Source organism: Pasteurella bettyae CCUG 2042, assembly GCF_000262245.1.
In the GTDB taxonomy this organism is placed as follows: domain Bacteria; phylum Pseudomonadota; class Gammaproteobacteria; order Enterobacterales; family Pasteurellaceae; genus Basfia; species Basfia bettyae.
Genome location: NZ_AJSX01000027.1, coordinates 21,078 through 33,513, shown reverse-complemented (window position 1 = coordinate 33,513; position 12,436 = coordinate 21,078). Strand labels below are relative to the sequence as shown.

The window sequence follows — 12,436 nt, the reverse complement described above, 5'->3', positions numbered from 1 at the left end:
ATATTGAATAAATTGACAAAATAAGGAAGAAATAAACTTGGTAAAAGTTAAGGCCATTGCTGGTTATTTGGATATGATTAATTGATTTTATTGATTAGCTGCGCTAATCCTTCTTCATCATAACCTTCATCAAAATCATCAGTAGGATTAAAATCTTTATTGTTTAGTGCCAAACAGCCATATTGTTCTAATTTACTTTTTGTAAAGGTAGAACGAAATGCAGAGCTAGTGTTATTTAAGCTAATTACCCCAATGGTTGAATGGTGGCACTGGTGTTTATTAACAAATACTAAGTTATAACCTGATTCACGTATATAGCCTGTTTTACTTAATGCAGCATCAAAAATTTCATCACGTACCAATTTATTCGTATTTTTCATAAAAACATTATTTCTGCCGGCTCGAATATAGGCGGCTCGAGTATTTGATAAATCTTGGATCTTAGAGTTATTTAAGGAATATCTTGCTAATTTAACAAGATCCATGGCACTGGAGACGTTTGTGCTGGATAGTCCTGAACTGTCGGTGAAATGAGTGGATGTCATACCAAGTGCTTTAGCTTTTTCATTCATTTTTTGAATGAATTGCATACGGCTCATTCCTGCACTGCGGGAAAGAGCATGAGCAGCATAATTATCAGAATGCACTAGCATGGCTTTTAATAATTCGTTACAAGAAATAGGTGTATTTTTAGGTAATTTCGAACTTGTTCCTTTAATATAGTCATAATCTTCTTCGGAAATCGTAGTAGTACAGTTAGGATTTCTATTATTTTCTAGGAAAACATTAGCTGTCATGAGTTTGGTGACCGAAGCAATAGGCTGAATGTTATCTGGTGAATGTGTTTCGAGAATCTTATCATGAGTGAAATCATATACAACATAAGATTGTGCCATTGCAATCACTGGCAAAAAACACAAAACAGAAAGTAAGTTTTTAATCATATTTAATGACCAATTAAACAAGGAATGGGGAATTCTAACAGGAATTTAAATATTTTTCTATTTTTTAAACAATTAATTAAATTGCATGATATATATTCAGAATGGTATAGCAAGTGTTATAGTTAAAAGTGCGGTGAAATTTTATAAATATCACCGCACTTTAATGAAAAGATTACACTTCTTGAGCCGGGAACATAAATGGATTTAATCCACTGCGAGCCAAGTCTTTTTGTTCTAATTCCACATCTAGATAGATAGAGGCTAAGTCATCGGCAACAGCTTCTACATTTGCATCTTTATCTTGGAATAATATTTTCAGATAGCTACCGCAGTCCTCACAACTTTCGGCTGTTACTGCTGCTAATTCTTGATTAAATGACCACATTGAGAGCTTGCCAAATTGATTACAGTTGGTACATTGAGCACGCACTACGTTCCATTCACTTTCGCATAGTGAACAATGTAAATATCGTAAACCTTGTGATGAGCCAAAATGAACCACACTAGACACAGGGGCAGAGCCACACACAGGGCAATAGTGTAAGTTTTCATTACTTTCTAAATGGCTATGATGTGGGATTTGTTGAACAAGTTGTAGCCAATAAAGAGATAATGCCGCCCAAATGAATACGGCTTGATCTGAACTGACTAAATTAAATTCTTCATTTAGCAGGCGATCGGCTAATTCTGTTAATTCTTTATCACTGGTTTTTTCTAAATTTTCAATAGTTGCTAATACTAAATCACTAGCTTTAGGTTTGATTTCAACCAGTAATGCTTTGAATAATTCAAGCCATTCACCTGATTTGGCAAAGGTCTTCGCATTCAATGGAATGGTATCTTGAATATTTTGTAGTTGCGGGTCTTGAGCAATAGGATGTTGTGTTAATACATTTAATTGGCTTTCAACTACTTCGGTCGCAAATAATAAATAGTCTGCTAAAGGATGTTCTGTTGCTAACTCTCTTAATCGTTTAGCTCTGCGTTGATATAAATTTTTAGGATTTGAGAATAATAGTGCAGGTGCTTGGTAGGATTTAGCACCTTCCTTAATTTCTGACTCAGATAAAATTTTGATACTCATAATGTTCTCTAGAATTCGGTTATTATTTAGTTAAAAACGCTTTTAAAACGTGCTTAAGTAAATAAAAGTGCGGTCTAAATTTTTAAAATTTTGAACCGCACTTTTTAGCTATCAGGACAATTAGTGATATTCTTTCACTGGTTTTTTATCTTCAATAATATAATCTTCAATATGTGGTTTAATTTCGTGGTTAAACCATTTAGGGTGATGTTTTTTCGCCCAACGAACAGTTACCCAGCCTTCAACCATGCTGCGAATGGAACCTTTTACCCAGAATGCCATGTACATATGCACGAGAATACCTGTGAATAAAGCAAATGCACTTGCAGAATGGAGTAATATAGCAATACGTAATGTGGTAATTGAGAAATACCCTGAGAAGTATCTTCTCCACATAATAATACCTGTTGCTAATAAGGTAATCATGGCCAAATTTAATGTCCAGAACAGCATTTTTTGCCCAAGATTATATTTGCCATTGTAGGCAACATCATGTTCATTGCCTTTTAAAACCTCAACAATTCCCTTTAACCAACGAATATCGTTCCATTCAGGAATATTATGGCTTGCATAAATAAATGCAAGGATAATAAATGCGATAAACATAATGATACCCGTAAATGGGTGAATTGCACGAGCTAATTGTGGTGTCCCTAAAATTTCATGTAACCATGAGAAATCAGGAAAGAAGAAAGCAACCCCAGTAAACATCGTCATGAAGAACGAAATCACTAAGAACCAGTGGCTTACACGCGCAAGATAACCATGGCGTTTAATTTTAGTATCATTTGTAAATTCAATTTTACTCATTATCTGCCACCTTATTCATGATGTGAATGTTTATGTTCTTGCTCTGCATCTGCTTCTTCAAACAGATGGCTATGATCTTCAACATCTTCTTCGACATTTGGACCAACACCAACATAGTGAGCAATTTCAGCTAATGCTAAGCCACCCATTGCAACTGCCGCAACTGGTTTTAAGATATCTTTCCAGAGTGTAATGCTTAGATCAATTTTTGGATCTTTTGGTAAACCAGAATATAATTCAGGTTTATCGGCGTGATGCAATACATACATTACATGAGTACCACCAACACCTTCTGGGTTGTAAATACCTGCATTTTCATAACCACGTGTTTTAAGTTCTGCCACACGTTGTTCACCATAGTGAAGCATCTCTTCTTTACTACCAAAGCGAATAGCACCTGTTGGACAGGTTTTTACACAAGCTGGTTCTTGACCTACAGAAACGCGGTCAACACAAAGTGTACATTTATAAACGCGGTTATCTTCATTATTCATACGAGGAATATTGAATGGACAACCTGCAATACAATAACCACAGCCAATACATTTATCTGATTGGAAGTCAACAATCCCGTTTGCATATTGGATGATTGCACCTGGTACAGGACAAGATTTTAAACAACCAGGTTCTGCACAATGCATACAGCCATCTTTACGGATTAACCATTCAAGGCGATCATTTTCTTCCACTTCATTAAAACGCATCACTGTCCATGCTTGAGCATTTAGATCAACAGGGTTGTCATAAATACCTACACATTGCGCATTGACATCAGAACGAATGTCATTCCACTCAGAGCAACCCACTTGACAGGCTTTACAGCCGATACAGGTGGTTACGTCAATTAGTTTAGCAACTTCCTCTTTATGGCTACGAGCCTGAGGAGGTGGAGTAATGCTAGATGTCGCAGAGACTTTAATAATATCTTGAGTTAATACAGAGCTCATGCTATGCCCCCACTTTCTCAATATTCACTAGGAATGTTTTATACTCAGGCGCTTGGGTATTGGCATCACCCCATGATGGTGTGATGTTATTTGGTGAGAAACCAGGATTACCTTTACCATTAAGTGCTTTCATATTCCAGTGAATTGGTACACCGATTTGATGAACGGTTTTACCATCAACTTGTAATGCTTTGATACGTTTTGTTACTACGGCAACGGCTTTTAAATAACCTCGTGTAGAACTTACTTTAACCATATCACCTTTTTGGATGCCTTTTTCTTGAGCTAATGCTTCACCAATTTCCACAAATTGTTGTGGTTGAGCGATGATATTTAACGCAGATTGAGCAGTCCAGCTATGGAAGTGTTCTGTAATACGATATGTTGAACATACATATGGGAATTTATCGTTAGTACCGATAAATCCACGGTCGTAGTCATAAATTCGCACTGTTGGATTTGCCACCACATTTGGATGTAATGGATTAGTATCAATTGGGCTTTCCACTGGTTCATAATGTTCAGGGAAAGGACCATCGCCAACTTTATCTAATGAGAATATACGTCCAACGCCTTCAGCAGACATAATAAATGGACCAACATCTGCATTTGGAGGTGCTGCGCCATAGTCCGCAATATCATGTAAGTTCCAGTTTTTACCGTTCCATTTTATTAATTGACGGTGTTTATCCCAAGGATTTCCATTGATATCCAATGATGCTCGGTTATATAAAACACGGCGGTTTGCAGGCCATGCAAATGCCCAGCCTAAAGTTACCCCTAATCCAGAAGGATCAGAATTATCACGATTAGCTGTTTGGTTACCCTTTTCAGTCCATTGACCTACATAAATCCAGTTACCTGTTGAGGTGGTACCATCATCACGCAAGTGAGCAAAACTAGAAAGTAATTGGCCTTTTTTATACATTAAGTTACCGTTGGTATCATATAAGTCTTCTAACGCATAACCATTAATTTCTTTGGCTAATTCTTCTGCTTGAGGAGAATGTGGTACGGCATAATTCCAAGTAATCGCTTCAAATTGTTCTATACCACGACCACCTTCTTTTTTATACAAATTATGCATTTCTTCACGAATCATTGAAAAGATATCAACATCAGGTAATGATTCACCAGGTTGATCACAGGCTTTTTCATGCCATTGTACCCAACGACCAGAATTTACAATAGTTCCGTCTTCTTCAGCGAAACAAGTTGTTGGCAAACGGAATACTTCAGTTTGAATATCTGCTGAATTGACATTATTCGCTTCACCAAAATTTTTCCAGAACTCTGAAGTTTCTGTTTGTAATGGATCTAATACAATGAAGTATTTCAATTTACTCATTGCTTCAACAGTTTTATTTTTGTTTGGCAATGAATTTAATGCGTTAAAGCCCTGACAAATCCAACCATGCATTTTACCATCTAACATCATTTGAATTTGTGTCATTGGATCATATAAACGATCTGTTTTCGGAACATAGTCATAGCCCCAACTATTTTCTTTAGTTGCTTTATCACCAAAGAATGCTTTCATTGTACTAACGAAGAATTTTGATGTATTATGATAATAATTCACTTGGTTTGGAACAATATCTTTTGGTGTAATTGCATTGATAAATTGTTCGAAAGTAGCATCTTTATCTGTTGGTAAACGCATATAGCCAGGTAATGAGGTTGGTAATAAACCAAAGTCAGTTGTACCTTGTACGTTTGAGTGACCACGTAAAGCATTAATCCCACCACCAGGCATACCAATATTACCTAAAAGCAACTGGATCATTGCCATAGAACGGATGTTTTGAGTACCCGTTGAGTGTTCAGTAAAGCCTAATGCATATAAGTGAGTCATTGTTTTATCTGGCGCAGATGTTTTAGCAATTTCTTCACATACATATAAGAAATCTTTTTGTTTTACACCTGTGATTTGCTCAACCATTTCTGGTGTATAACGAGATACGTGTTCTTTTAATAGGTTAATAGCACAACGTGGATTTTGTAAGGTCATATCACGTTTTGCATTACCATTTTCATCTAATTGGTAAGACCAAGTAGATTTATCATAATTACGTTTTTCTTGATTAAAACCAGAGAATAAGCCATCTTCGAATTTAAAACCTTCATTAATTAAAAATGAGGCATTAGTGTAGTGTTTGACATATTCATGCTGGATTTTATCGTTTTCAAGTAAATAGTGAATCACCCCCATTAAGAAGGTAATATCTGAACCTGAACGAATTGGCACATAGTGATCGGCTACTGCTGCAGTACGATTAAATCGAGGATCAATAACGATTAATTTCGCACCATTTTTCTTCGCTTCGATTACCCAACGGAAACCAACAGGGTGTGCTTCAGCCGCATTACCGCCTTGGACGATAATAAGATTAGCATTTTTAATATCAACCCAGTTATTAGTCATGGCACCGCGACCAAATGATGGAGCAAGACTTGCTACCGTTGGTCCGTGTCAAACACTCGCTTGGTTGCCCACGGGGACCATTCCCAGCGAGGTAACCCATTTTTTAGTAATAAGCGCTGCTTCGTTGCTCATTGCTGAAGCAGTTAAGATACCTGTTGAAGTCCAACGATTAACCGTTTGACCTTCTGAGTTTTTTTCAATGTAGTTTGCATCTCTGTCATCTTTCATCAAGCGAGCAATACGTGTAATTGCTTCTTTCCATGAAATGCGTTGCCATTTGTCTGAACCAGGGGCACGATATTCAGGATATAGTGCACGGCTTTTACTATTAATATAGTCTAATGCGCCCGCGCCTTTTGGACATAATGCACCACGGCTGACTGGATGATCAGGATCGCCTTCGATATGGAATAATTTAGAACGGACATTAGAACCAGTGTAGCCATTTAATGTTGTAGATGGTTTCCCAGTGCTATACATTAACATCCCACAACTTACCGCACAGTATGTACAGGTTTGACGTGCTTCATAAGCACGTAACAATTTGTATTCACGAGGTGCTGCTAAAGCTGAAGTAGGTGCAAAACCTAACATTGCAGCAGATGTCCCCGCCATACCACCTGCACAGATCTTAAAGAACTTTCTTCTTGTGACCTGCATAGATAATCCTCAAAACAATAATAGTTTGTAGTAAACTCATTCATCTAACAACAAAAATGGATAAACGTAGTAACACGATAAAAACCTGCTTTAACGATTTTACTTGTATAAGTAAATGTTAATAAAAAGTAAGAATTGCGTTTCTACAATTATTCATTCGTAATGTTAATGAGAATGAATTTGATTACATCGCTTCCCAAAAAATATAAACAATGAGTAAAGCTTTAAATCTAGTGTAGAATACATTTATTTTCTATTTAAATCTATAACTAATAAGGTTAATTGGAGGAAAAAAGTTGATTCAGATCACAAAAAGAACAATAAATTTTTTCAAAAATTTAACATTTACAAAACATTCTGATAAATATCATTCGGAAAATAATATACAAAAAAGCACAGAATTTGTACAGAAAGAGGAGTGCTTAGCGATTGAAATGCCTGTAGCATTGGTTTATAACGGTATTTCTCATACAGTAATGATGACAACTCCTCAAGATTTGGAAGATTTCGCATTAGGATTTTCGTTAGCTGAAGGGATTATTGATAAAACTTCAGATATTTATGGTATTGATGTGGAAGAAACTTGTAATGGAGTGGAGGTTCAAATTGAATTGGCAACTCGTTGTTTCGTTCGTCTGAAAGATTTACGCCGTACAATGACTGGACGTACAGGTTGTGGGATTTGTGGCAGTGAGCAATTAGAACAAGTGACTAAAAAATTACCTAAATTAGACCGCACTTTTAGCTTTGATTTAAATAAACTAGATCAATGCTTAACAATTTTGCATGATGCCCAAGTATTGGGTAAGCAAACAGGTTCTACTCATGCCGCGGGCTTCTTCTCTCTAGAAGGCGAGTTATTGGCTATTCGTGAAGATGTTGGACGTCATGTGGCTTTGGATAAATTATTAGGCTGGCATGCGAAGAATAATCAACCTCTGGGATTTGTGTTAGTGACAAGTCGAGCAAGTTATGAAATGGTACAAAAAGCAGCAACTTGTGGCATTGAAATGCTCATTGCAATTTCAGCAGGAACTGATTTAGCTGTGAGAATGGCTGAAGAGAGTAATCTCACATTAATTGGATTTGCTAGGGAAGGACGAGCTACAGTTTATACAGGAAAAGAGCGATTGACATATTGAGCTATGTAAAGGGCAGATCTCGTTAATCCGCCCTATAGCCTTAGTTATTGTTCTGATAGACTCATTTTCGTCCAGCGTTCAATTAGCTTTTTACTTTCTTGATCTGAACCAAAATGTAAAAAATCAATATCAATAAATTGCAATTTTAATGGATCACTTGCCTTAGGATGATGTTGTGCATGAATGTTGGCTGGTAGCTGATAAGAATTAGCTTCACGCCAAGGGATTTCTTGTGCTTCGGCCGTGAGAACCCAGTCGGTAAATAATTTCGCATTTTCAAGATTACGAGCATTTTTAATAATGCTATTGGCACCTAAAGTATAACCAATGCCTTCGCAAGGTAAAACGCCTGTTACTGGTGCACCTTTTTCCTGCTCACGAATATAGCTATGCATAAAACTAATATCTATAGCTACTTCTCCTGATGCTAAGGTGTTTGTGGCTAAACCACTTTTTGAAAATTGAGACACATTTTTATTGAGTGCTTTCAGATATTCAAAGGCTTTATCTTCACCCCAAAGTGCGATTAAGGTCGTGAGAAATGAATAACCTGTACCAGAGACTCGAGGATCAGGGTATTGAATTTCATTTTTAAATTCTGGTTTTAATAGATCTTTAAAACATTGTGGTTTTTTAATATTGAGTTTTTCAAGTTTTTGAGTATTAATACCAATGCCTAATTCCATTAAGTAAATAATTGAAGAAAATTCACCTCGTTGTTCCATTAATTGTTTAAATTGTGGCAAAATTTGCTTTTGATTAGGTGAGCGGTATTTTTCAAGTAAGCCTAAATCAGCTGCTTGTAAATGAGGTTCTAAGGTGCCACCATACCATACATCTGCCTGAGGATTGTCTTTTTCTGCTTTAATTTTACCTAATGTTGTTCCTGTACTATTACGAACAAATTGGGTTTCTACGTGGTATTTTTTAGCGAATGCTTGGCTGATTTTTTCGCAAGCGGTATTTTGCACACTGCAATAAATATTCAATTTACCTTCAGCCTGGGCAAATTGAGGTAATAGGCTTATAGCACCGATAAAAAGTGCGGTAGATTTTAGAAAAATTTTATGAATAGATAAAATTGAATGAGTTGTCATTGAATTGCTCCTTAATTAAAAGAAAACAAGCCAACACATAAACGAAAGAGAAAAATGTGGATAATTAGTTTCCTACGCCAGTGTTAACTGTATCAGGTTCACGGGTATTTCTCAGCCGATTTTTCAGCACCCCGACTAATGGGGGAACAATATAAAACCTTTTCTCTTAATTGTAAATAGGGTTGACTCATTACATTGACAAAGCATATATAACCCTTATAATCCCCTGTAAAAATAAACAGCAAAATGTAGTGGGCAATAATGGATATTTCAGAATTACTTGATGGTTTAAATGATAAGCAACGTGAAGCTGTAGCTGCACCGCTTGGTAACTATTTAGTGTTGGCAGGTGCGGGAAGTGGAAAAACTCGAGTTTTAACTCATCGTATTGCTTGGCTAATTGCTGTCGAAAGCGTTTCTGAAAGTAGTATTATGGCGGTGACTTTTACAAATAAAGCCGCAGCAGAAATGCGTCATCGTATTGAATCAACATTAACTCCCCATTCTTCTCATTCTCTATCAGGTATGTGGGTCGGTACTTTTCATAGTATTGCTCATCGATTATTACGTGCTCATTATGTGGATGCCAATTTGCCACAAGATTTCCAAATTATGGATAGCGAGGATCAACTTCGTCTAATGAAGCGTTTACTTAAATTGCATAATTATGATGAGAAAATGTTTCCAGCAAAACAGGCCTGCTGGTATATCAATAATAAAAAGGATGAGGGTTTAAGACCAAACCTAATTGATGATCATAATGATCGCCAAGAACGAGAATGTATTAAAATTTATCGTATTTATCAAGATACTTGTGATCGTGCGGGGTTGGTGGATTTTGCTGAAATTTTATTACGTGCTTATGAGTTATTTCTCAAGAAACCTGTGATTCTGCAACGTTACCAGCAACGCTTTGGGCAAATATTGGTGGATGAGTTTCAAGATACGAATAAAATTCAATATGCTTGGATCAAATTATTAGCAGGTGAAACAGGCAATGTAATGATTGTTGGGGATGATGATCAGTCTATTTATGGTTGGCGTGGTGCACAAATCGAAAATATTCAAAAATTCCTTGATGATTTCCATCAAGCTCAAACCATTCGTTTAGAGCAAAATTATCGTTCTACAGGCAATATTCTACAGGCTGCCAACCAATTAATTTCAAACAATAATAACCGCCTAGGTAAAGATTTATGGACGGATGGTGAACAAGGCGATCCTGTGGGAATTTATGCCGCATTTAATGAATTAGATGAAGCACTTTTTGTCTCTTCTCAAATTAAGATTTGGTTAGAAGATGGTGGTTGCTTCAATGATATAGCGATTTTATATCGTAGCAATAGTCAATCACGTGTGATTGAAGAAGCACTTATTCGGGCACAAATTCCATATCGTATTTACGGAGGAATGCGATTCTTCGAACGTCAAGAAATCAAAGATGCGTTAGCTTATTTACGCTTAATTGCAAATCGCCAAGATGATGCAGCTTTTGAACGTGTAATTAATACGCCAACTAGAGGTATCGGTGATCGAACTTTAGATATTTTACGTAACTTAACTCGTGAACGTGAAATTACTTTATGGCAAGCTATACAAATTGCAATTCATGAAAATCAGTTAGCTGGTCGTGCAGCTACCGCATTACAGCGTTTTTGTGAGTTGATTAATTCATTAGCTGAAGAAACCGCAGAAATGCCATTGTTTGAGCAAACAGACTTTGTGATTAAGCACTCAGGTTTATATGAAATGTATAAACAAGAGAAAGGAGAAAAAGGAGAGGTTCGTATTGAAAACTTGGAAGAGTTAGTTTCGGCTACCCGTGAATTTATCAAACCTGATGATGCACAAGAAATGACAGATTTGACTGCATTCTTAACTCATGCTTCTTTAGAAGCTGGCGATGAACAAGCTTCGCCTCATCAATCCAGCGTACAAATGATGACATTACACTCAGCCAAAGGATTAGAATTCCCTCGTGTATTTATGGTTGGCATGGAAGAAGGCATCTTCCCAAGTTTTATGTCTTTAGAAGAACCAGGTCGTCTAGAAGAAGAACGTCGTTTAGCCTATGTCGGAATTACTCGTGCAAAACAAAAATTGACAATTTGTTATGCAGAAAGCCGTCGTTTATATGGAAAAGAAGAAAGACATATTCCTTCTCGTTTTATTAATGAATTGCCTGAAGAATGTATCCAGTCCGTGCGTTTACGAGGTACGGTGACTCGTGCTTACAACCAAAGTGCGGTCGGTTCTGTGAAAATTTCTGCTGATAGCCAAGATTATTGGAAAACTGGTCAAAAAGTCAAACATGCTAAATTTGGAATTGGGACGGTGATTAATGTTGAAGGTTCAGACAACAATACTCGCTTACAAATTGCATTCCAAGGTCAGGGTATCAAATGGTTGATTGCTCATTTAGCCAAATTAGAAAAGATTTAACATGATTAGAGGTATTATTTATTCCATTATTTCTTCGCTATTATTCGGTGGAGTATATTTCCTTGCCACCTTGATTCAACCTGTATCAGGTGAAGGTTTATATGGATTGCGTTTGTTTGTTACGACCCCTTTTGTTATATTGGCACTAATTTTGCTTAACCAACAAAAAGAATTTGTTTTACTGCTTAAGCGGCTAGTCACGGAACCCCTGTTAATTATCATCGTGCTTATCACGGCAACATCGATGGGGATACAAATGTGGCTTTATTTATGGGCACCGAATAATGGTAAGGCGATAGATGTATCTATTGGTTATTTGTTAATGCCATTAGTCATGGTGTTATTTGGTAAAGTTTTTTATAAAGAGCGCCTTTCTCGCTGGAAAAAAGTAGCAATCTTATTCGCAGCTATTGGCGTCCTGAGCAAAGTTATTTTAACTGGCGTATTTTCTTGGGAAAGTGCGTTAGTTTGCATTGGTTACCCAGTTTATTTTGGCTTAAGAAAAACATTCAAACTGGCAACCTTATCAGTTTTTTTATTAGAAATGCTGATTCTTATTCCTTCTGGTATTTATTTTGTTGCACAAGTAGATCTAAGTTATTCTTATGCACAAAATGCCAATTTTTATCTTTGGTTATTTTTATTAGGTCTCGTTGGTGGTGTTGCATTAATTCTTTACATTCTGTGTAGCCAACTTATTCCTATCAATTTATTAGGTTTATTAGGCTATTTAGAACCTTTATCTATGCTAATTGTCTCTTTCATCATCGGAGAGTCTTTACAATCTAACTCTTATATGTTAATGTTCTGCTTAACGATTGCCATTGTGTTATTAATTATTGATGGCGTAGTTGCTTTTAAGCGACAATCTATTTAATGTTGTGG

9 protein-coding genes and 1 riboswitch are annotated in these 12,436 nt (G+C 36.5%); of the genes, 3 read left to right on the top strand and 6 right to left on the bottom strand.

Translation table 11 applies throughout. The features are described 5' to 3' along the window. Positions 1 to 77 precede the first annotated feature (77 nt). From HMPREF1052_RS04885 to fdnG, 5 genes are all read right to left on the bottom strand, one after another. On the bottom strand, positions 78 to 944 hold the full coding sequence (locus HMPREF1052_RS04885; protein ID WP_005760298.1) for a D-alanyl-D-alanine carboxypeptidase family protein: 867 nt from the start codon (positions 942 to 944) through the stop codon (positions 78 to 80). A gap of 172 nt (positions 945 to 1,116) precedes the next feature. Continuing rightward, positions 1,117 to 2,028: a formate dehydrogenase accessory protein FdhE gene (gene fdhE, locus HMPREF1052_RS04880; RefSeq protein WP_005760358.1), complete on the bottom strand. Its 912-nt coding sequence runs from the start codon at positions 2,026 to 2,028 to the stop codon at positions 1,117 to 1,119. A 120-nt stretch (positions 2,029 to 2,148) separates the two neighbouring features. Further along, positions 2,149 to 2,838, bottom strand: coding sequence for a formate dehydrogenase subunit gamma (locus tag HMPREF1052_RS04875; RefSeq protein WP_005760300.1), 690 nt, complete (start codon positions 2,836 to 2,838; stop codon positions 2,149 to 2,151). 11 nt (positions 2,839 to 2,849) lie between these two features. Next, positions 2,850 to 3,785, bottom strand: coding sequence for a formate dehydrogenase subunit beta (fdxH, locus tag HMPREF1052_RS04870; RefSeq protein ID WP_005760361.1), 936 nt, complete (start codon positions 3,783 to 3,785; stop codon positions 2,850 to 2,852). A gap of 1 nt (position 3,786) precedes the next feature. Next, positions 3,787 to 6,870: a formate dehydrogenase-N subunit alpha gene (gene fdnG, locus HMPREF1052_RS04865; protein WP_147280369.1), complete on the bottom strand. Its 3,084-nt coding sequence runs from the start codon at positions 6,868 to 6,870 to the stop codon at positions 3,787 to 3,789. Between the two features lie 296 nt (positions 6,871 to 7,166). Between fdnG and fdhD the strand changes: the two genes are divergently transcribed. After that, complete coding sequence (gene fdhD / locus HMPREF1052_RS04855; protein WP_040596308.1) at positions 7,167 to 8,012, top strand: formate dehydrogenase accessory sulfurtransferase FdhD; 846 nt, start codon at positions 7,167 to 7,169, stop codon at positions 8,010 to 8,012. Positions 8,013 to 8,056: 44 nt separating this feature from the next. Here the strand turns inward: fdhD and HMPREF1052_RS04850 are convergent, their stop codons facing one another. Beyond that, entirely contained in the window at positions 8,057 to 9,109 is a 1,053-nt protein-coding gene (locus HMPREF1052_RS04850) for an ABC transporter substrate-binding protein (protein WP_005760345.1), read from the bottom strand. Positions 9,110 to 9,161: 52 nt separating this feature from the next. Next, positions 9,162 to 9,253: riboswitch (TPP riboswitch) on the bottom strand. A 117-nt stretch (positions 9,254 to 9,370) separates the two neighbouring features. Between HMPREF1052_RS04850 and uvrD the strand changes: the two genes are divergently transcribed. Then, positions 9,371 to 11,551 carry a DNA helicase II gene (uvrD, locus tag HMPREF1052_RS04845; RefSeq protein ID WP_005760312.1) on the top strand — a complete coding sequence of 727 codons (2,181 nt, stop codon included), beginning with the start codon at positions 9,371 to 9,373 and terminating at the stop codon, positions 11,549 to 11,551. A gap of 1 nt (position 11,552) precedes the next feature. After that, complete coding sequence (gene rarD / locus HMPREF1052_RS04840; protein WP_005760271.1) at positions 11,553 to 12,428, top strand: EamA family transporter RarD; 876 nt, start codon at positions 11,553 to 11,555, stop codon at positions 12,426 to 12,428. Positions 12,429 to 12,436: the final 8 nt, after the last annotated feature.